Below are 20,583 nucleotides of genomic sequence, written 5' to 3'. Positions count from 1 at the left end.
CGGAGCGCCCCCGCTCCGGTGGTATTGCTCATTTTTCGCATTGCCAGCGCTCCGCCGCTGTCCTAGTCTTGGCCTTCCAAATTCATCCGATGATTGGATGTCTGCATGCCAAGCCCCCTTCAGAAACGCTCGCTGGTGGACATCGCCCTCGAGCAGATCCACCAGCGCATCGGCGACGGCACCTGGCCACTGGGCCAGCGCCTGCCGCCGGAGCCCGAACTGGCCGAGTCCCTCGGTATCAGCCGCAACACCGTGCGCGAGGCGGTGCGCGTGCTGACCTTCTCCGGCGTACTGGAAGTGCGCCAGGGCGACGGCACCTACGTGCGCGCCTGCGCCAACCCGCTGGACGCCATGCTGGTGCTGGCCCGCAGCTCGGTGGAACAGGCGCTGGAAGCGCGCGGCATCATCGAGGTGGAAGCCAGCCGACTGGCCGCCGAGCGCCGCAGCGAAGCCGACCTCGCCGACCTGCGCGAAGCGCTGGAAGCTTCCGCCGTGCATCACGGCGGCGATCTCGCCACCTACATCGAGCTGGACCTGATGTTCCACCAGCGCGTGGTCGACAGCGCCCATAATCCGGTGCTCAGCGAGCTTTACCGCTATTTCTCCCAGGTGATCCGCGCCGGCCTGGAGCGCACGATCGGCGACCCGAGCCGACCGCAACCCAGCTTCGAACTGCACCGCGAGCTGCTCGAGGCCATCGCCCGTGGCGACGCCGAGGCCGCCGCGAAAGCGAATCGCGCGCTGCTGATCTGACGCTCTTTCCCACAACGTTTCGACGAATGTTCTCTGCCTTGCTGCCCTGGAATGCCCGCCATGTCCTTGCCCCATGACCCGAAAGACACCGAACACAAGGTGTCCTGCCCGCCCGAAGAACTGCTGATCGACGCCGAGGACGACGACGTAAAGGCAGCGCCGCGCCCGCAACGCACCTGGCTGTTGCTGCTGGGCCTGGTGCTGGTGGCGATCAACCTGCGCCCGGCGCTGTCCAGCCTGTCTCCGTTGCTCAACGCCGTGCGTGACGGCACCGGCCTCTCCGCTGCCGCCGCCGGCCTGCTGACCACCCTGCCGGTGCTCTGCCTGGGCCTGTTCGCGCCGCTGGCGCCGATGCTCGCGCGGCGCCTGGGCGCCGAGCGCACCGTGTTGCTGATCCTCTTCAGCCTGGCCGGCGGCATCGTCCTGCGCAGCCTGTTCCCGGTGGCCGGGCTGTTCCTGGGCAGCCTGGTGGCCGGTGCCAGCATCGGCATCATTGGCGTGCTGCTGCCGGGGATCGTCAAGCGCGACTTCCCGCACATCGCCGGCACCATGACCGGCGTCTACACCATGGCGCTGTGCCTGGGCGCCGCCACCGCCGCCGGCGCCACCGTGCCGCTGGCCAGGCTGATGGGTAACAGCTGGCAACTGGCGCTGGCCTTCTGGGCGATCCCGGCCATGATCGCCGCGATCATCTGGCTGCCGCAGACCCGCCAGAACCACCACGCCCACCGCGCGGTGTACAGAGTGAGGGGTTTGTGGCGCGACCCGCTAGCCTGGCAGGTCACGCTGTACATGGGCCTGCAGTCATCCCTGGCCTACATCGTCTTTGGCTGGGTACCGTCGATCCTCATCGACCGCGGCCTGAGCGCAGTGGAGGCCGGGCTGGTGCTTTCGGGCTCGGTGATGGTGCAGCTGTTCAGCGCCCTGGCCGCGCCCTGGCTGGCCACCCGCGGCAAGGACCAGCGCATCGCCGTGGTGATCGTCATGGGCCTGACGCTGGCCGGCCTGCTCGGCCTGTTGTTGGCCCCGCTGTCGGGCATCTGGGGCTGGGCGGTGGTGCTCGGCCTCGGCCAGGGCGGCACCTTCAGCATCGCACTGGCGCTGATCGTGCTGCGCTCGCCGGACGCCCACGTCGCCTCCAGCCTCTCCGGCATGGCCCAGGGCGTGGGTTACACCCTGGCGGCCTGCGGGCCGTTCCTGGTCGGCGTTGTGCACGACGCCACCGGCGGCTGGGCAGCGACCGGGGTGATCTTCGTGGTGGTGACGGTGGCGGGGATCGTGTTCGGTCTGGGCGCCGGGCGGGACAGGCTGGTGCAGGTGAAGAGCGAGCACGTCTGATTCGCTGATCCGTAGGGCGGATAACCCGCTCCGGGGTTTAAGCCCGAACCCCCCGACCTTTTTTTTGTCGTTGAGCCTTGGGGCGAAAACCCGGTGGGGTTTACCCCCCCCTACGCCGAAGTTCCTCTGTGGCGAACGGTGCTTGCCGTCAGCACCAGAGTGGCCGGCGCCCCCTCTCCACAGTCTCAAACCACCGGCGGAGGCGGCGGCCGATGCGAACTGGCCACCCAGGCGCTGACCAGGTTGTAGACCACCGCCAGCAGCACCGGCCCGAGGAACAGGCCGATGAAGCCGAAGCTGAGCAACCCGCCGAGCACGCCCAGCAGCACCACCACCAGCGGCAGGTTGCCGCCGCGGCTGATCAGGTAGGGCTTGAGGATGTTGTCCACGCCACTGATGACGAAGAAGCCCCAGATCGCCATGAACACCGCGTATCCGTAGCTCTCCTGGTAGAACAGCCAGATGACGGCCGGGCCCCACACCAGCGGCGGCACCATCAGCAGACTGCAGACGAAGGTCAACAACCCCAGCACCAGGGCGCCCGGCACGCCGGCGACAAGGAAGCCGATGGTGGCGAGCACAGCCTGCGCCGCGGCGGTGCCGATCACACCGTTGACCACGCGCTGCACGGTGCCGGCGATGATATCCATGTACTGCTGCGCCGCCTCGCCGATCAGGCGCTCGAGCACACCGTGGGCGAATGCCTGCAGGCGCAGGCCATCGCGGTAGAAGAAGAAGATCAGCACCAGGCTGAGCACCAGTTCGAAGATCCCCGCGCCCAGCTTGGCGCTGCGCGCCAGGGCCCAGTTGCCAACCTCGCCCATGTAGGGCTTGAGCGCGGAGAAGATGGCCACGCCCTGCTGGTCAGCCTGGTACCACCAGCCGATCAGCCGATCGCCGATCAGCGGTACCCGTGCCATCCACGCCGGCGGTGGCGGCAGGCCGGAGACCTGCAGGTTCTTCACCAGTTCGACGCCTTCGCGCACCCTGTCCACCAGGCCGAAGCCCAGCCACACCAGGGGCAACGCCACCAGCACGATCCAGCCCACGGTCAGCAAACCCGCCGCCGTGGCCTGTCGGCCGCCCAGCAACTGCGTCAGCAGGCGCATCAGCGGCCAACTGGCGAAGGCCAGCACGGCGGCCCAGAACAGCGCGGACCAGAAGGGCAGCAGCACCCAGATACTGGCACCCAGCAACCCGAGCAGCAGCAGGCGCAGCAACAGGCGATCGTTGTCGAACATTGGAAACCCCGATTGGCTCGAAAGCCCCAGTGTAGGGCGTTTCCGTTCTTGGTGCCGGATATTCGGCCTGGACAATGCGCTCAGGAAATCAGCGCAGCCAGGTCATATGCAGGCCGTCGCCATCATCCTTGCCTTGCTCCAGACGCGCATCGCGTACGCCCTGGGCGGTGAGCGCCGCGCGCCAGTCGCCAGCGTGCCGGCCGGCCAGTTCCACACGCACGCCGGTGTCCAGGCGCAGGGTGCGCACCAGCAGGTCGAGCCAGGCGCCACCCGGTTCCTGCGGTACGTGGCTCAGGGTCAGCTCGCCGTTGGCCTTGAGCAGGCGCATCAGGGTCGCCGGGCTGGGCAGCAGCTCGCCCAGAGCAGCGCTGCTGTCCAGCTGTTCGGCGTGCAGGTAGGCGCGGCGGTTGCCACGGGTGATGGTGTAGACCGCCAGCAGGCTGTTCTCGAGGGGAGCGGCGAGGCGCACCAGCAGGTAGGCCTGCTGGTCGTCCGGACCGAACAGCTTGGAGTTGCCGAACACCGAGTTGGCCAGCAGGTTGCTGGAGCCGCAATCGCGGCTCTCGCACCAGAACAGCGGCGTGGCGTCGGCCTTGAGCAGATCCTTGCGCGCGGCGGCAAAGGCGCTCTGGCTGGAATCCTCGTCAGGCAGGCGGTAGGTCACGGCGGTCAGCTCGCCGATGGCGCGTACCTCCCCTTCCATGCGCAGGCGGCCGCTGATGCGGCTGATCGAGCCTTGCGGATAGATACGCTCCTGGCTGGCGGCCTGGTTGAAGTCGACGATCTCCGAACGCGGGAAGCGCGGGAGGATCTCCAGGTCGTGGCTGTCGGGCAGATCGGCGGAGCCAGCGATACTGGCGAAGCCGAGCAGTCCGCCAGCGATCAGCATGCGGAGCAGCCGTGACATCCGGTGCGCGTCGGTCCTGACGAAGTGAGGGTGTTCCGGCCCCTGGCGCGCGGCGGTCTGGATGTCGAGCATGCACAATCTCCCTGAAGCGATCCGTGCAGCGTCGCGGCCGGCCCCGCTTTAGTCAAGCCACAGGGCGCTACCGGGTGTTTCCCTCAGGCTTGCAGGAAGGGTCGGAAGATCGCGGCAACGGCTTCGGCGCCCGCCTCGTCATCCAGGTGCAGGTGGTGCTGGCCGGGCAGCTCATGGACCTCGAAGGGCAGGCTCTTCAGCATTTCGCGCAGTGCCGGCTCGACCATCAAGAGCCCCTGCTGCGCCAGCACCAGGCTGGCCGGGCATTGCACGGACTGGACGAATTGTCGCGCATGGGCGCGGGTCAGGCGCAGCGGCGACGGCAGGGTCAAGCGTGGGTCAGTGCGCCAGGTGTAGCCGCCGGGCACCGGCACCAGGCCACGGGAGGCCAGCAATTCCGCCGCCTCGCGGCTTACCGCGCCGACGCCTTTCATGCGCGCTTCCACCGCACGGTCGATGGCTTCGTAGACCGGCTTGCGCTTGTTCGGCAAAGCCAGCTGGGCACGCAGCGCTTCGCCGAGTTTCTGTGGCGAGGTGTCCGGCTCGCCGGTATAGGGCACGAGGCCGTCGATCAGCGCCAGGCGCTCGATGCGCTCGGGCATGGAGCCGGCCAGCAGCACCGAGACGATGGCGCCCATGGAATGCCCGAGCAGGGAGAAACGTTCCCAGCCCATCTGCTCGGCCACCATCAGCACATCCAGCGCGTAGTCCCAAAGCAAATAGCTGGCCCCCGGCGCGCGGTGGCCTGAATGGCCGTGGCCGGCGAAGTCCAGCGCGAGGATGCGTACGCCTTCGAGCCTGGGCGCCAGGCGCGCAAAGCTCATGGCGTTGTCCAGCCAGCCGTGCAGGGCAATCACCGGACGCCCGTCTTCCGGGCCGAAGAGGTGCGCGGCCAGCTCGATGTGCGGCAGGTTCAGGCGGATTTCCTGGACTTGGGCGGTCATGGCGATTCCTCAGGTGTTGGCGCGCTGTTGCCAGCGAGCAAAGACGGTCTTGAGCAGCGCAGCGGTATCCTGCGGGCGCTCCAGCGGGAACATGTGCCCACCGGGCAGCGACAGGCTTTCGCCCATGGGGATGCGGCCGATCAGCCGGGCATGGTGCGGCAGCACTACGCGGCTGTGGCGGCCGCGCACCATGGTCAGCGGCACGGCCAGCTGTTTGGCGCGCCCCGGTGCGGTGTGCGGCACGTTGCGGTAGATGGAAATCTCGGTGGCCGGGTCGAACTTCAGCCGCAGGCCCCGTGCGTCCGCAGGCGCCAGCCCGTGGCGCACGTAGGCTTCCAGGCAGTCGCGGTCGAAGCGCTTGAACAGTGGCTTGCCGGCGAAATATTCCAGCGCCTGGGCGAAGTCGTCGAAGTCTTCGCGGCGGCCGAGGGTGCGGCCAGCGGGCGTCAGCCGGTCGATGAAGCCGAAGCGCTTGGCGGCGCGGATCACCAGTTGGTCGGCCAGGGTCAACAAGGGCGAGTCGAGCATCACCACGCCGCGGTACAGCTCGGGTTTGCGCAGCGCCGCATGGTAATGCAGCACACCCCCCAGGGAATGACCGACGCCCCACACCGGCTCGTCCAGCGCCTGCAGGTGATGCAGCAGCTCTTCCACCAGGTTTTCCCAGTTGGCGTTCACCGGGAAGCGCGGGTCATGGCCATGCATGTCCAGCCGATGGACCCGGTAATCCGGCTCCAGGGCGTCGAACAACTTGCCGTAGGTGCCCGAGGGGAAACCATTGGCGTGGGCGAAGAAGACCGCTTGCGACATGCTGCGTGAACTCAGGGGAATGACAGCCTGAATTTTCCGACAGCACCGGGGGCGCGGCAATGACCCGCGCTCCCGCGAATGACGGCACTACGGCCAAACTCCATGGCGCTCCGGCGGATTTGCCCTGATCTCACCCTTTTTGCGGCGGATAACGCGTGCCGCGTTATGCGCCCTCCGGAACGCCCATCGTAGGGCGCATGGAACAAGTTATGCGCCAGCACGCCTCACACCCAATGCGCCGCGTGGTTCATTACGCTGAGCAGGATTCCCCCCGCCACCAGCAGGAACACCAGCCCGCAGGCACCATCGATCACCGGCACCGCGCGTAGCAGGCGCTGCTGCCATAGCGGTCGGGTGAGAATCACGCTGAGCAGACTGAACCAGGCGAAGCCAACGACGAACAGCATCACCGCCACCGAGACCTTGCCGGGAACCGACATGCCCACTGGAATCAGGCTGGTCAGCAGTGCGAGGAAGAACACCAGCGCCTTGGGGTTGAACAGGTTGGTCGCCAGCCCGCGCAACCAGGGACCGAGCGTCGAGTCCGCCAGCTCGCCGTCGATCCGCCCTGCTCCACCGGGCTTGCACAATGCGCGCAGCGCGCCGACGCCGAGCCAGGCGAGGTAAGCCGCGCCCACCAGTTGCAGGGCGCTGAACAGCAGCGGTGAGCGGGCCAGCAGCAGCGACACACCGGTCAGCACCAGGGTGCCGTGGACCAGGATGCCGCAGGCCAGCCCAAGGGCGCTGAGCACGCCAGCGCGGCGGCCCTGGTGCAGCGAAGTGCGCACCACCAGCGCGACGTCCGGGCCGGGGCTGACCAGGGCGACTGCGAACACGGCAGTGAGCATGAGCAAGACGTGAACCTCCTGCATGGCGGGATTCTCCAGTGGGAAAGTGGAACGGGAAGTGGGATCGGATCAGCGTTGGCGTAGTCGAGCGGGCGGCAATCCGTAGGTCCGACGGAACAGGCGGCTGAAGTGCGCCTGGTCGTAGAAGCCCAGGCTCAGGGCGATTTCCGCCAGCGGCTGGCCCTTGATCACCCGTGGCAGGGCGCGCTCCAGGCGCAGCTGGGTCAGCCACTGGTGTGGCGGCAACCCGCACTGGTGGTTGAAGCGGCGCAACACCTGCCAGGGGCTGAGGTCGCAGAACTCGGCGATCTCTTCCAGGGTCGGTGGGGTTTCCAGGCGCGATTCCAGCCACTCGCGCAGGCGCGTCCAGGTCGGCGCATCGAAACCCTGCCCCGGCTCGCGAATGCGCAGGCTGGAGGCGCGCTCCAGCAGCGCGGCCAGCGCCTGCCAGAGCTGACCTTCCTGCGCCAGCCGCTCGCCACCGAGCATCAGGGCGTGGGCGCGCAGCAGTTCGGCCTGCAGCAGCGGATCGCGCAGCTGCGCAGCAGTCAGGCGCGGCGCGCCCTGGCGGCCATCACTGAAGGCGCGGCAGGCATCGTCCAGCCATTGCGGGTCGATGGACAGTACGCGGATGCGGTAGCCGTCCTCGCCTTCGCTGGAACCGTCGTGGATGCTTTCGGGGCTCATCAGCAGGATGTCGCCATTGCCGGCCAGCGAGCGCTCACCGCGATGGGTGTAGCGCTGGCAGCCGTCCAGCATCAGCCCGACGTGATAGTCGAGGTGAAAATGCCGGGGAAAGGCGAAACGGCGGTACTCGGCGTCAATGAAACGGACGCCGGGCAAGCCGCTGCTGTGGTGTTCGATGCGTTCCATGGGCCTACTGTACCGGCGCGGGAACGGCGGGTCTTGGACAAAATTGCGAGCGACGGATCAACCGGAGTTGGGCGGCGACATCGCGGACGGAGTCCGCTCCTACATCAAGCCGGAATCCCCGGGAGCGTAGGAGCGGACTCCGTCCGCGATCGGCCTAGCCTCGTGCCAATCCCTGGTCAACGCCCCGGGCGCAGAATTCGATGGGTATCGCTTCGCTCCACGCCATCCTACATCCGAGCCAGATCACGGCCTGGTCAGCGCTCCAGCGGCACCACGGCCATGGTCAGTCGCGAGATGCAGCTTGGCTTGCCATCATCCCCGTGCAGGCGGATTTCCCAGACGTGGGTCGAGCGGCCGATGTGCACCGCCTTGGCCACCGCCGTCACCCGCCCGCTGCGCAGGCCGCGCAGGTGGTTGGCGTTCACCTCCAGGCCGACGCAGTAGTACTTGGAGGTATCCAGGCACAGATAGCTCGCCGTGGAGCCGACGGTCTCCGCCAGCACCACCGAGGCGCCGCCGTGCAGCAGGCCATAGGGCTGGTGGGTGCGCGAATCCACCACCATGCTGGCGGTCAGCGAGTCGTCGTCGAACGCCTCGAAGCGGATGTCGAGCACTTCACCGATGGTGTTCTTCAGGTTCGCGTTGAGCTTTTCCAGGTCGGGCGGGGTGCGCCAGGTCATTCCACATTCCTTCTGTCATTCATGCCATTGCACCGCCTCGCGGCGCTCCGCCCATTCATTGAAGCGCTTGCCGTAGGTCCCTTCCACCACGTTGCGCTTGATTTTCAGGGTCGGCGTGAGGAAGCCGTTGTCCACCGTCCAGACGTCCTTGACCAGCACCAGCCCGGCCAGGCGCTCGTGCTTGTCCAGCGCCTCGTTCACCTCCGCGAGCAGCTCCTGCAGGCTCTGCTCCAGTTGGCTGCGCGAGCCGTTGGCGGCTTCCTGGCGGCCCACCTCGGACAGCACGCAAAGGCCCAGCGGGGCGATCAGGCCATCGCCGACCACGCAGATCTGCTCGATCCGCGAGTGCACCGCCAGGCGGTTCTCGATGGGCGCCGGGGCCACATACTTGCCCTTGGCGGTCTTGAAGATTTCCTTGATGCGACCGGTCAGGCGCAGGTTGCCCTGGGCGTCCTGCTCGCCCTTGTCGCCGGTGCGCAGGAAGCCGTCCTCGGTGAGGGTCTCGGCAGTGCGCTCCGGGTCCTTGAAGTAGCCGACCATGGTCGCACCGCTGCGCACCTGCACCTCGCCTTCGTCGCTGATGCGCACTTCCACACCGGGGCTGTTGCGGCCGATCCAGCCGACCCGCTGCTCGCCAGGCCGGCAGACGTGGGAGTAGCCGCAGTTCTCGGTCATGCCGTAGACCTCGAGCACGCTCAGGCCCAGGCGCCGGTACCAGTCCAGCAGCGCTTCGGGCACCGGTGCGGCGCCGCACAGGGCGTAGCGCACGGCATCGAGGCCAAGGCCGGCGAGCACCTTGCGGCCAACGAGGCGGCCGATGATCGGCAGACGCAGCAGTCGGTCAAGCTTCTGCGCCGGCATCTGCGCATAGACGCCCATCTGGAACTTGGTCCAGATGCGCGGCACGCCGAAGAACACCGTGGGCCGCGCGCGCCGCATGTCGGCGACGAAGGTGTCCAGGCTCTCGGCGAAGAAGATCGTCTGCCCGGCGTAGATCGACGCCATCTGCACGAACATGCGCTCGGCCACGTGGCACAGCGGCAGGTAGGACAGCAGGCGGTCCTCCTCGCCGACACCGAACAGGTCGATGGCATGGCTGGCGGCGAAGGCGAAGTTGCCGAAGGTGTGCATCACGCCCTTGGGCGTGCCGGTGGTGCCGGAGGTATAGATGAGCGTCGCCAGGGTCGCGGCGTCCGGGCGTGGATCATCGAGGATCGGCGATTGCGCCTGCAGATCGCTCCACTGGTGGTCGAAGCGTCCTTCCGGGTGCAAGGGCAACGCCACAGTAGGCACGTCTTCGGGAATGCCGTCGACCATCGCCGGCCAGTCGTCCAGCTTGCCGATGAAGGCCACCCGCGCTTCGGAGTGGGTCATCACCTGGCGCACGGAGTCGGCCGTGAGGTTGGGGTACAGCGGCACCGAGACGTGGCCGGCCATCCAGATGGCGATGTCGGCGACTATCCAGTGCGCGCAGTTCTTCGAAATGATCGCCACCCGGCTGCCTTCGGGCAGATCCAGGCTGCGCAGCCAGGCTGCGGCGCGGCGGGCCTGTTCGCCCACTTCGCCCCAGGTCAGGGTTTGCACGTCGCCGCCGGTGAGCGGCTGCACCAGGTAGCGTTTGTTCGGGTGGCTCTTCTCGCGCTGATAGAACAGGTCGAGTGGTAATCGGACTGCTTTAACCACGTGCCCCTCCTTTGTTCTTGTTGTCAGAGGTGTAGCTCAGGGATATAGCGATGGATCAACCAAGCACTTGCTTGGTCGAATATTCCACGCAGCGCAGCCGCAAACAAGGTTGGTCGTGTGAAGTTTTGTAGGATTTAGTCGAAGGATGGGCGCCAGCCGCTCTGCGACGGGCACTGCACGGAAACATCCGGGCACGAATTGCTAGGAGCGGAGGACGAGCCCCTCTCCCTGGCCCTCTCCCGCAAACGGGAGAGGGAACTGTTGGGCAGCAGGAGAAACCACGGAATCAGCCGGCACGGGCGGCTCCCTCTCCCTTATAGGGAGAGGGCCGGGGAGAGGGGAAAGCTCCGGCACAAAGTATCCGGAGGTCTTTCAGCGAGCTCAGGAGTGCCGCGGATGGTAGAGCGATACCAGCTCCATCAGCCCCGCCACCGGCACCTCGCCTTCCAGTTCCGCAAGGGTGGCGGTGCTGAACGGCACGGCGTCGCTGCGGCTGCCGTGCACCAGCAGCCCGGCCAACGCCCCCACCAGCGGTTGGTGGGTGACCAGCAGCAGGTTTCGCTCGTTGCGGCCGTCGAGGAAGCGCAGCACGTCCTTGGGGTCATCGTCCGGAGTCAGCCAGGGTGCGGTGCCGACCGAACCTTCGAAGCCCAGCGCCTCGCGGACCAGTTCGGCGGTTTCCTGGGCGCGTACGTAGGGGCTGGCCAGGATGCCGTCCAGCGGCTGGCCGGCGAGCTGGGCGGCGCTCTTGAGCGCCTCCTTGATGCCGTGGGCGGTCAGTCGCCGCTCCGAGTCGCGGCGGGCCTGGGGCTCGGCTTCGCCATGGCGCAGCAGCCAGAGCTTCAAAGCTTCGGCTCCTCGTCACGCACCGGGTGCGGTGCCGGCGGCACGTCGTGAGGGGCCTCGCCCTCCGGCGCGCGAGCGGTCGGCCAGTCGGCGAACGGCCAGGGCTTCTCTTCGGTCTGGAAGGTGCCGAAGCGGCCAATCTGCGCAAAGTACTGGCTCAGGCTGTCGCCGAAGCCCATCAGGCTGCCGCTGGGCGCGCCATAGATGATGCGGTAGATCAGCTGGATGATCACCACAGCGCCGAGGATGATCTCGGCGACGAACCAGACCAGCGCGAAGACCAGCATCCAGACGACGCGCAGGACCAGGGACTCTTTTTCCTGACGTTCCGCAGACATGGTTGTACCTCCTCAGAAACCGGTGGTGGGAATGAAGTCGACGTCGGTCTTCGGCTCGCCGCTCATCAGCGCCCCGATAACCTGCTCCAGGGTGCGGCCGCCGAACAGGATGGCGTTGAGGCCGGCCACCAGCGGCATGTAGACCTGCAGCTCATCGGCCTTGGCCTTGAGCACCTTGAGGGTGTTCACGCCCTCGGCGGTCTCGCCCATGCGCGCCACGGCGTCATCCAGGGTCAGGCCTTCGCCCAGGGCGAAGCCCACCTGATAGTTGCGGCTCTTGGGTGACGAACAGGTGACGATCAGGTCCCCGACGCCGGCCAGGCCCAGGAAGGTCATGGGGTTGGCGCCGAGCTGGACGGCGAAGCGGGTCATTTCGGCCAGGGCGCGGGTGATCAGCATGCCCTTGGTGTTCTCGCCCATGCCCAGCGCGGCGGCCATGCCGGCAATGATGGCGTAGACGTTCTTTAATGCGCCGCCCAGTTCGACGCCGAAGCGGTCACCACTGGCGTAGACGCGGAAGGTGCGCCCGTGCAGGGCCTGCTGCACCTGGGCGCAGAGGTCTTCGTCCTCGCTGGCGACCACGGTAGCGGTCAGCTCATGCTCGGCGATCTCCCGCGCCAGGTTCGGGCCGGAGATCACCGCGATACGGGACTTCGGGGCAATCTCTTCGAGCACCTGGCTCATCAGCTTGAAGCTCTGCGCCTCGATGCCCTTGGTCAGGCTGACCAGCATCTTGCCCGCCAGTTGCTCGCTGCGGCCGTCGAGCACCTTGCGCAGGGCGCTGGAAGGCACCGCGACGAAGATCATCTCGCACTCGGCCAGGGTGGCGGCGAGGTCCGTGGTCGGCTCCACGCCGTCATGAATGCGTATGCCCTTGAGGTAATTGGGATTCTCGCGACGGGTGCGGATCGCCTCGGCCTGTTCCTCGTCGCGCATCCATTGGCGAACGCGCTGTCCGTTTTCTGCCAGCAGATTGGCGAAGGCGGTGCCGAAACTGCCACCGCCGAGGACGGCGATCGGTTGCTGCTGTGTCATGTCTGTTCCATTGGTGACCGCTGAGGGGCGGCGATTGGGGCATTATAAGGCCGCATCGGCGAGCGACCAGTGCGGATCGCGGGACTGGCAATCAGCGCCGCCTCGTTTAACATCCGTCTGACAGGAAACGTCTGGCTGCCGACGTTGACCCCATTGATAAGAAGCGAGAACAAGGCCGTTCCGTGCATCGATCCGTCCGCGTCCCTTTGCCGCTCTCCCTGCTTGCCGCATTGCTGGCGGGCAAGGTTGTGGCGGGCGACCTGTTCGTGGACAGCCTCGATGTCCCGGAAGTTCTGACCGCGACGCGGCTCAAACAGTCCCCCGCCGAAGTTCCCGGCAGCATGACGGTACTCGACCGCGACCTGATCAAGGCCTCCGGCGCCCGCGACATTCCCGAGCTGATGCGCCTGGTGCCGGGCATGATGGTCGGCTACCTGTCGGGCAACCAGGCGACGGTGAACTACCACGGCACCAACGTCACCGAGGCGCGGCGTTTGCAGGTACTGGTCGACGGCCGCTCGGTGTACCGCCCCGGCCTGGCCACGGTGGACTGGAGCGACATCCCGGTGGCCATCGAGGACATCGACCGCATCGAGGTCTTCCGCGGGCCCAACGCCGTGAGTTACGGCGCCAACGCGCTGATGGGGGTGATCAACATCCTCACTCGCCACCCCGCCGACAGCCAGGGCACACGGCTGAAATACACCGCCGGGCAGAACGGCGTTCGCGACTGGTACGCCAGCCAGGGCATCCATGACCGTTCCGGCGACTACCGGCTGTCGCTCTCCGGCCAGGAAGACGATGGCTTCGACCACGACCAGTACGGCCGCGACTACCGCGATGGCCGCCGCCTGAGCCGCTTCAACCTGGTGGCCAGCCACAGCCTGGACCTGCGCAACAGCCTGGACTGGCAGCTCGCCGCGAAGGAAGGCAGCAACCAGCGGCCCTACGGCTACGAGCCGATCTTCGGCAACATCGCCGCAGGCGACAACGACTCCGACCTGACCGCCCGCGATTACGCAGGCTCGATGCGCTGGACGTTCGACGCCAACCCTGAGCACAGCCTCTACGTGCAGGGATACGCTGAACACTGGGAGCGCCTGCAGGACTTCGACGCGTGCGAAGCGCAGATCGCCTTCAGCCCGCAGCTCGCGCAGCTGTGGGAACTGGACCCGAAATATGTGCAGAATTTCGCCGATGCTCTGCCGCGCATTCCCCGCGGCACGCCGCAGAAGCAGGCGCTGGCACGACAGGTCATCCAGCAGCTGGCGGCCGGTGCCTATCTGCCGGTCTGCGGGCAGGTGAACCAGAACATCCGCGAGACCCGCTACGACCTGGAAGTCCAGGACACCCTGAGCCTTGCCGACGGCGTTCGGCTGGTCAGCGGCATGAGCTACCGCCACGACCAGGCCACCTCGGAAACCTACTTCGACGGCACGGTGAACAACGATATCTGGCGCCTGTTCGGCCAGCTGGAATGGCACCTGACGCCGCACTGGCTGCTGCAGGGCGGCGCGATGGTGGAGGACGACCAGCTCTCCGGCAGCTCGGTCAGCCCGCGCATCGCCCTCAACTACCTGATCACCCCGCGCCACAGCCTGCGCGCCGTGTATTCCGAGGCGGTGCGTTCGCCGGACATGTACGAGAACGACGTGAACTGGAGCTACCGGGTGCGCAACCTCTCGGCGCCGGTCTACGGTCAGTCCAGCGCCTACTACTTCGCCCGCGCCCACGGGCCGGGCGACCTCGACCAGGAGCGCATGCGCTCGCGGGAAATCGGCTACAACGGCCAGTTCGACGAATTCGGACTCGCGGTCGATATCAAAGCCTACTACGACGAAATCCACGGGCTGATCAGCGATCCCTTGAAGGTCTCCGACTTCGAACCAACCAACGACAACGACATCCGCTTCAGTGGCGCCGAGACCCAGCTCGACTGGCGCCTGACGCGCCAGGACCGCGTGCGCCTGACCTATGCCTATGTCGACTACGAGGCGAGCAGCCGCTACGACCAGCGCCTGACCGCGCGCAACAGCGGCTCGGCCGGCTGGATGCGCGACTGGGGGCGCGGCTGGTCCAGCTCGGTCTTCTACTACGGTGACGACGCGCTGAACGAGCACCGCTTCGAGCGTGTCGACCTGCGCGTCGCCAAGCGCATCCCCCTGGGCCGCGCGATGCTGGAGCTGGCCGGCGTGCTGCAACAGCGTCTGGACGACGAACCGCTGACCTGGCCGGAAAACCGCTACGACAATCGCCACCTGCTCTATTTCAGCGCCGAGGTGGACTTCTAGCATGTCTGCCCCCCGCTCAAGGATGAGCCTCACAACCCTCCGCATCGCCCTGCTCCTCTGGCTGGCCTGCCTGTTCGCACTGCCGGCCCAGGCCCGCGAAATCTTGCTGGTCAGCACCGAACAGAGCCCGGCGCTGCAGGACTTTGCCGAGGCCCTGGCACAACGTCGTCCTGACGATCACGTGCGGCTGGAATCACCGGAGAACCTGCCGCCCGCCGCCAAGCTGGATGGCGAGACGCGCCTGTTGCTGCTCGGCAGCGGCGCGCTGAATTGGCGCCTGGCCAGCCACGATGCACCGCCGGCGTTGACCCTGCTGGTCAGCCGCGTCGAAGCCCGGCAGGTGCTGGGCGAGCGCGCCCCGCCGCACCTGAGCCTGCTGTGGAGCGATCCGCCGCCGGCACGCCAACTGGCCTTGGCCCTGCAGCTCAGCCCACGCCCGCAGCGCATCGGCGTGCTGGTCGGGCCGAGCAGCGAATTCCTGTTGAAAGAGCTCCAGCACAGCGCCGCCCAGCTCGGAGTGGAGCTGGTCAGTGAGCTGCAGACCCGCGCCGAAGACAACCGCCCGCTGCGAGAACTGCTCGGTCGCAGTGACCTGCTGCTCGGGCTGGACGACAAACAGCTTTATAACGCGCAAACCATCAAGGGCATTCTGCTCAGCGCCTACGCCGAAAACCGGGCGCTGATCGGTCCCACGGCAGCCTTCGTGAAGGCCGGCAGCCTGGCCAGCACCTACAGCGACCAGAGCGACTGGCTCGAAACCCTCGACACCCTGCTCGACGAGCCGGCGGAGCACTGGCCCCGCAGCCGCTACCCCGACCGCTTCAAGGTGCAGAGCAACCGCCAGGTGGCGCGCTCGCTCGGCATCGACCTGCAAGGCGACGCGGAACTCGCGCAGCGCCTGGCCGAAGGAGAGAAACCATGAGTTCCCGCAAGAGCTGGAACATCCAGACGCGCATGCTGGCCATCAGCCTCGGCCCGGCGCTGCTGCTCACCGTGCTGCTGACCGGTTACTTCACCTACTCGCGTCTGCAGGACCTGCGCCTGGAGTCCAACCACACCGGCCAACTGATCGCCAACCAACTCGCCCCGGCGGCGGAGTACGGGGTGATCTCCGGCAACCTGCCGGTGCTGCAGAGCCTGCTACGCGCGACCCTGAGCACCGCCCACGTGCGCTTCATCGAAGTACGCGACCGCGGCGACAACATCCTCGTCTACGTCGAGCACGCCGCCGATCCCGCGCAGGCGAGCACCAAGGTGGAGATCTTCCACGCCTCGATCCAGCGCGAGAACATCGCGCTCAACGGCAGCGGGCTGGCCGATTCCAACGACATGCTGCCGGCTGCCGCACCGCCCAGTGGCGACTATCTCGGCCGCGTGGTGGTCGGCATGGCCAGCGACGCCTTCAGCGAACGCCAGCAGGAAATCCTCCTCAAGGCGAGCCTGCTCGCACTGTTCGCGTTGATCCTCACCTATCTGCTGGCGCGCCGCCTCGCCCGCCGCCTGGCCGCGCCGATCCGCACCATGGGCCGCGCCGTGCAGGCGATCCAGACCGGCGACTACCACACCACCCTGCCGGTGCCGGATGACGGCGAAGTCGGCGACCTCGCCCGGCACATCAACAACCTTGCCCGCGGCCTGCAGCAGGCCAGCCTGGAGCAGGAGCGCAGCATCGCCCAGTTGGTTGCGGCGCGGGAGGAAGCCGAAGAGGCCAACCGCGCCAAGTCCGACTTCCTGGCGATGATGAGCCACGAACTGCGCACTCCGATGAACGGCGTGCTGGGTATGCTGCAGTTGCTGGAAACCACCGAGTTGAACCAGGAGCAGGCCGAGTACAGCGCGCTGGCCACCGAATCCACCGAGCACCTGCTCAAGGTGATCAACGACATCCTCGACTTCTCTCGGGTCGAGCGCGGCGCCCTGGAGCTGGAGCGCATCCCGTTCAACCTGCTGGAGCTGATCCAGAGCTCGATCCAGGTCTTCCAGCACAGCGCCCAGCAACGCGGGCTGGAGCTGGAAATGAAGGTCCAGGAGGGCCTCGACAACCTGGAGGTGCAGGGCGACCCGACGCGCATCCGGCAGATCCTGGTCAACCTGTTGGGCAACGCCCTGAAGTTTACCGAGGACGGCGGCGTGCGCCTGGAAGCCACCTGGCAGGCGCTGGACGACGAAGTGCTGTGGCTCAGCTGCTCGGTGCAGGACAGCGGCATCGGCATCTCCCACGAGCGCCTGGAGCACATGTTCGAAGCCTTCCAGCAGGCGGACTCGTCCACCTCGCGGCGCTACGGCGGCACCGGGCTGGGGCTGTCCATCGCGCGCACCCTGGCCGAGCGGATGGGCGGCACCCTGGGCGCCGTCAGCGAAGAGGGATGTGGCTCGACCTTCACCCTGGAAATTCCGCTGCCCTTCCGGGAGCGTCAGAGCGCCGCAGAGAACGGATTGACCGGTGTCGATGCCCTTGCCACTGGTCAGTCCGTACTGCTGGTGGAGGACAACCCGGTGAATCAAACGGTCATAGAAGCTATGTTGCGCAGCCTGGGTTATCGCGTCACGCTGGTGGGTGACGGCGCCCAGGCAGTGCGCACCTCGGAGCGCGGCGAATTCGCGGCGATCCTGATGGATTGCCGGCTGCCGGTGCTCAACGGCTACGAGGCGACCCGGCAGATCCGCGCGAAACCGGGCGGCGAGCAGGTACCGATCATCGCCCTGACCGCCAACGCGCTGCAAGGTGACCGCGAAGCGTGCCTGGAGGCGGGAATGAACGATTACCTGGCCAAGCCGTTCAAACGCGCGGAACTGCAGCGGATTCTGCAGCGCTGGGTTGCCCCAGGTCGTTGATCGGCGGAGCGCTTGCCCGCAAACTGCGGACCGGTCCGGGCCTGCGTCCTGACGGAAACCTTGCGTCGGCGAAAAGTGAACAAGCGTTCGCCGATTGCTGTGACTTTCACTTAAAGGCAATAGTCTATGACTAGGCTGCCGCATGACACCGTGACAAGAACAACGGAACGCGGCGCCGCAGGCACAAGCCAGACAACGCCTGCTATCCAGGATTTTTGAGGAGCTCGCATGACCAAACAAAACGCCTTCACCCGAGAAGACCTGCTGCGCTGCAGCCGCGGCGAGCTCTTCGGCCCGGGTAATGCGCAACTGCCCGCCCCGAACATGCTGATGATCGACCGCATCACCCACATCAGTGATGTTGGCGGCAAGTACGGCAAGGGCGAACTGGTCGCCGAGCTGGATATCAACCCGGACCTGTGGTTCTTCGCCTGCCACTTCGAGGGCGACCCCGTCATGCCGGGCTGCCTGGGCCTCGATGCCATGTGGCAGCTGGTGGGCTTCCACCTCGGCTGGCAGGGCAACCCCGGCCGCGGCCGCGCCCTGGGTTCGGGCGAAGTGAAGTTCTTCGGCCAGGTCCTGCCGACCGCCAAGAAAGTCACCTACAACATTCACATCAAGCGTACGATCAATCGTTCGCTGATCCTGGCCATCGCCGACGGCACCGTCAGCGTCGATGGCCGCGAAATCTACAGCGCCGAAGGCCTCCGCGTCGGCCTGTTCACTTCCACTGACAGCTTCTAAGGGTATCCGCATGCGTCGCGTCGTGATCACCGGTCTGGGCATCGTTTCCTGCCTGGGCAATGACAAAGACACCGTCTCCGCCAACTTGCGTGCAGGCCGTGCTGGCATCCGCCACAACCCGAGCTACGCCGAGATGGGCCTGCGCAGCCACGTGTCCGGTTCGGTCAACCTGAACCTGGAAGAGCTGATCGACCGCAAGGTCTTCCGCTTCATGGGCGACGCCGCCGCTTATGCCTACCTGGCAATGGAACAGGCGATCAAGGACTCCGGCCTCACCCCCGAGCAGATCTCCAACCCGCGCACCGGCCTGATCGCCGGCTCCGGCGGTGCTTCCACCCTGAACCAGATGGAAGCCATCGACACCCTGCGCGAGAAGGGCGTCAAGCGCATCGGCCCATACCGCGTCACCCGCACCATGGGCAGCACCGTATCCGCCTGCCTGGCCACTCCCTTCCAGATCAAGGGTGTGAACTACTCCATCTCCTCGGCCTGCGCCACCAGCGCGCATTGCATCGGCCAGGCGATGGAACAGATCCAGTTGGGCAAGCAGGACGTCGTCTTCGCCGGCGGCGGTGAGGAAGAACACTGGAGCCAGAGCTGCCTGTTCGACGCCATGGGCGCCCTCTCCACCCAGTACAACGACACCCCGGAAAAGGCCTCGCGCGCCTACGACGCCAAGCGTGATGGTTTCGTCATCGCCGGCGGCGGCGGCATGGTCGTGGTCGAAGAGCTGGAACACGCCCTCAAGCGTGGTGCCAAGATCTACGCCGAAATCGTTGGCTACGGTGCAACTTCCGATGGCTACGACATGGTCGCCCCGAGCGGCGAAGGCGCCATCCGCTGCATGCAGCAGGCCCTGTCGACCGTGGACACCCCGATCGACTACCTGAACACCCACGGCACCTCCACCCCGGTCGGCGATGTCGCTGAAATCCGTGGCGTACGTGCCGTGTTCGGCGACAAGGCTCCGGCCATCAGCTCCACCAAGAGCCTGTCCGGCCACTCCCTGGGCGCCGCTGGCGTTCACGAAGCGATCTACTGCCTGCTGATGATGGAAGGCAACTTCATCGCCGGTTCGGCAAACATCGACGAGCTGGACCCGGAAGTCGCCGACCTGCCGATTCTGCGCGAGACCCGTGAGAACGCGAAGATCGACACCGTCATGAGCAACAGCTTCGGCTTCGGCGGCACCAACGCCACCCTGGTCCTGAAACGCCACAACGGCTGATCGATGATCCAAACAGGAAAGGCGCCCCAGGGCGCCTTTTTTGTTGCCTGCAATTCCGCTCTATCCTCGCACTACCGATCCCGTCAGGATGAGCAGGCTGATAACAGGGAGCGCACGGATGGAATTGACGATCAGGCAAGCCCACAGCGACGACGCCAAGGCCATCAGCCAGGTGATAGTAGCGGCCGTCCAAGAGAGCAACAGCCAGGACTATCCGGAGAGCGTTATCGCATCAGTGGTGGCCAATTTCACGCCTGGGCGGGTGCTGGAGTTGCTGGAGCAACGCCTGGTCTTCGTCGCCCTGCTGAACGACAAGATCGTGGGCACTGGCGCCCTGGATGGCGATGTCGTGCGCAGCCTCTTCATAACCCCTGCGCAGCAACGCAGAGGCATCGGCCAGGCCCTGATGAGCCGAATCGAGAAAGCCGCTCTGGAGCGCAGCATAGAGGCCCTGCTGGTGCCCTCTTCCATCACTGCTGAAAGCTTCTACGCTCGCCTGGGCTATTGCGTGCTGCGCGAACAACTCCACGGCGAAGAGCGCACCCTCATCATGACCAAGCCCCTCAGCCCGCTGTAGGAGCGAGCCTGCTCGCGAACAGCATCCGTTCTCCGACTAACGCCAGAACTGTTCACCGTGCCAATCGGTCCCCTCTCCCTTCAGTGAGAGGGCGGCGCGCCAAGCGGAAGCATCCCATGGCACAGCGAGTATTTTTCCTTCCCCAAAAACAAAGCCCCCGATCAGCTTTCGCTGATCAGGGGCTTGGAATTAGAAGCTTGACGATGACCTACTCTCACATGGAGAAACTCCACACTACCATCGGCGATGCATCGTTTCACTACTGAGTTCGGGATGGGATCAGGTGGTTCCAATGCTCTATGGTCGTCAAGCAATTCGGTTGGATGCTCGCCTTGGCGCTCATCCGAATTCGGGTTGCTTACACTAATAAGCAAAACCCCCGGCCAGCGAAGCTGACCAGGGGTCTTGGGATAGGAGCTTGACGATGACCTACTCTCACATGGAGAAACTCCACACTACCATCGGCGATGCGTCGTTTCACTACTGAGTTCGGGATGGGATCAGGTGGTTCCAACGCTCTATGGTCGTCAAGCAATTCTT

At 66.2% G+C, this 20,583-nt stretch carries 19 protein-coding genes and 2 rRNA genes; 8 read left to right on the top strand and 13 right to left on the bottom strand.

Annotation, left to right across the window (positions count from 1 at the left end; genetic code table 11):
• The first annotated feature begins 105 nt into the window (after positions 1–105).
• Both MJ122_RS09460 and MJ122_RS09455 read left to right on the top strand, forming a co-directional pair.
• Positions 106–753 (top strand): FadR/GntR family transcriptional regulator, encoded by a 648-nt coding sequence (locus MJ122_RS09460; protein WP_239743942.1) that lies wholly within the window; start codon positions 106–108, stop codon positions 751–753.
• A gap of 60 nt (positions 754–813) precedes the next feature.
• Complete coding sequence (locus tag MJ122_RS09455; RefSeq protein WP_239743940.1) at positions 814–2,091, top strand: CynX/NimT family MFS transporter; 1,278 nt, start codon at positions 814–816, stop codon at positions 2,089–2,091.
• A 185-nt stretch (positions 2,092–2,276) separates the two neighbouring features.
• Here the strand turns inward: MJ122_RS09455 and MJ122_RS09450 are convergent, their stop codons facing one another.
• The 11 genes from MJ122_RS09450 to MJ122_RS09400 all read right to left on the bottom strand — a co-directional run bounded on the left by MJ122_RS09450 (position 2,277) and on the right by MJ122_RS09400 (position 12,368).
• Positions 2,277–3,332, bottom strand: coding sequence for an AI-2E family transporter (locus tag MJ122_RS09450; protein ID WP_088417566.1), 1,056 nt, complete (start codon positions 3,330–3,332; stop codon positions 2,277–2,279).
• Between the two features lie 88 nt (positions 3,333–3,420).
• Positions 3,421–4,239 (bottom strand): DUF4892 domain-containing protein, encoded by an 819-nt coding sequence (locus MJ122_RS09445; RefSeq protein WP_239744319.1) that lies wholly within the window; start codon positions 4,237–4,239, stop codon positions 3,421–3,423.
• A 155-nt stretch (positions 4,240–4,394) separates the two neighbouring features.
• Positions 4,395–5,255, bottom strand: coding sequence for an alpha/beta hydrolase (locus tag MJ122_RS09440; protein WP_088417568.1), 861 nt, complete (start codon positions 5,253–5,255; stop codon positions 4,395–4,397).
• Positions 5,256–5,264: 9 nt separating this feature from the next.
• Complete coding sequence (locus MJ122_RS09435; protein ID WP_088417569.1) at positions 5,265–6,065, bottom strand: alpha/beta hydrolase; 801 nt, start codon at positions 6,063–6,065, stop codon at positions 5,265–5,267.
• Positions 6,066–6,289: 224 nt separating this feature from the next.
• Complete coding sequence (locus tag MJ122_RS09430; RefSeq protein WP_239743938.1) at positions 6,290–6,937, bottom strand: LysE family translocator; 648 nt, start codon at positions 6,935–6,937, stop codon at positions 6,290–6,292.
• A gap of 45 nt (positions 6,938–6,982) precedes the next feature.
• Positions 6,983–7,786: an AraC family transcriptional regulator gene (locus tag MJ122_RS09425; RefSeq protein ID WP_239743936.1), complete on the bottom strand. Its 804-nt coding sequence runs from the start codon at positions 7,784–7,786 to the stop codon at positions 6,983–6,985.
• 254 nt (positions 7,787–8,040) lie between these two features.
• On the bottom strand, positions 8,041–8,466 hold the full coding sequence (locus tag MJ122_RS09420) for a hotdog fold thioesterase (protein WP_239743934.1): 426 nt from the start codon (positions 8,464–8,466) through the stop codon (positions 8,041–8,043).
• A 15-nt stretch (positions 8,467–8,481) separates the two neighbouring features.
• Positions 8,482–10,149 (bottom strand): AMP-binding protein, encoded by a 1,668-nt coding sequence (locus MJ122_RS09415; protein ID WP_239743933.1) that lies wholly within the window; start codon positions 10,147–10,149, stop codon positions 8,482–8,484.
• 381 nt (positions 10,150–10,530) lie between these two features.
• The gene (gene sixA / locus MJ122_RS09410) at positions 10,531–10,995 is read right to left on the bottom strand and encodes a phosphohistidine phosphatase SixA (RefSeq protein ID WP_239743931.1); all 465 of its coding nucleotides are present in this window, start codon (positions 10,993–10,995) and stop codon (positions 10,531–10,533) included.
• On the bottom strand, positions 10,992–11,333 hold the full coding sequence (locus MJ122_RS09405; RefSeq protein WP_017517384.1) for a DUF4389 domain-containing protein: 342 nt from the start codon (positions 11,331–11,333) through the stop codon (positions 10,992–10,994). Before MJ122_RS09405 ends, sixA begins: the two co-directional genes overlap by 4 nt.
• A gap of 12 nt (positions 11,334–11,345) precedes the next feature.
• On the bottom strand, positions 11,346–12,368 hold the full coding sequence (locus MJ122_RS09400) for an NAD(P)H-dependent glycerol-3-phosphate dehydrogenase (RefSeq protein WP_239743929.1): 1,023 nt from the start codon (positions 12,366–12,368) through the stop codon (positions 11,346–11,348).
• 182 nt (positions 12,369–12,550) lie between these two features.
• On the opposite strand from MJ122_RS09400, the gene MJ122_RS09395 reads away from it, so the two are divergent.
• The 6 genes from MJ122_RS09395 to MJ122_RS09370 all read left to right on the top strand — a co-directional run bounded on the left by MJ122_RS09395 (position 12,551) and on the right by MJ122_RS09370 (position 20,043).
• Positions 12,551–14,659 (top strand): TonB-dependent receptor, encoded by a 2,109-nt coding sequence (locus MJ122_RS09395; RefSeq protein ID WP_239743927.1) that lies wholly within the window; start codon positions 12,551–12,553, stop codon positions 14,657–14,659.
• Between the two features lies 1 nt (position 14,660).
• Positions 14,661–15,581: an ABC transporter substrate-binding protein gene (locus tag MJ122_RS09390; protein ID WP_239743925.1), complete on the top strand. Its 921-nt coding sequence runs from the start codon at positions 14,661–14,663 to the stop codon at positions 15,579–15,581.
• Positions 15,578–17,494, top strand: a complete 1,917-nt coding sequence (locus tag MJ122_RS09385; RefSeq protein WP_088417576.1) for an ATP-binding protein — start codon at positions 15,578–15,580, stop codon at positions 17,492–17,494. Before MJ122_RS09390 ends, MJ122_RS09385 begins: the two co-directional genes overlap by 4 nt.
• A gap of 228 nt (positions 17,495–17,722) precedes the next feature.
• Positions 17,723–18,238 (top strand): 3-hydroxyacyl-[acyl-carrier-protein] dehydratase FabA, encoded by a 516-nt coding sequence (fabA, locus tag MJ122_RS09380; protein WP_017517389.1) that lies wholly within the window; start codon positions 17,723–17,725, stop codon positions 18,236–18,238.
• Between the two features lie 10 nt (positions 18,239–18,248).
• A complete protein-coding gene (gene fabB / locus MJ122_RS09375) occupies positions 18,249–19,466 on the top strand; it encodes a beta-ketoacyl-ACP synthase I (RefSeq protein WP_045208787.1) in 1,218 nt (405 codons plus the stop codon).
• Between the two features lie 118 nt (positions 19,467–19,584).
• Positions 19,585–20,043 carry a GNAT family N-acetyltransferase gene (locus tag MJ122_RS09370; RefSeq protein ID WP_239743923.1) on the top strand — a complete coding sequence of 153 codons (459 nt, stop codon included), beginning with the start codon at positions 19,585–19,587 and terminating at the stop codon, positions 20,041–20,043.
• Positions 20,044–20,238: 195 nt separating this feature from the next.
• Here MJ122_RS09370 and rrf (MJ122_RS09365) read toward each other — a convergent pair.
• Positions 20,239–20,354, bottom strand: a 5S ribosomal RNA gene (rrf, locus tag MJ122_RS09365).
• Positions 20,355–20,459: 105 nt separating this feature from the next.
• Positions 20,460–20,575 (bottom strand): 5S ribosomal RNA (rrf, locus tag MJ122_RS09360).
• Positions 20,576–20,583 lie beyond the last annotated feature (8 nt).

It is taken from the genome of Pseudomonas sp. DP-17, from assembly GCF_022380625.1.
Classification (GTDB): domain Bacteria; phylum Pseudomonadota; class Gammaproteobacteria; order Pseudomonadales; family Pseudomonadaceae; genus Pseudomonas; species Pseudomonas nitroreducens_A.
Note: the sequence above shows the minus strand (reverse complement) of the source record. Positions and strands in the feature narration are given on the sequence as shown.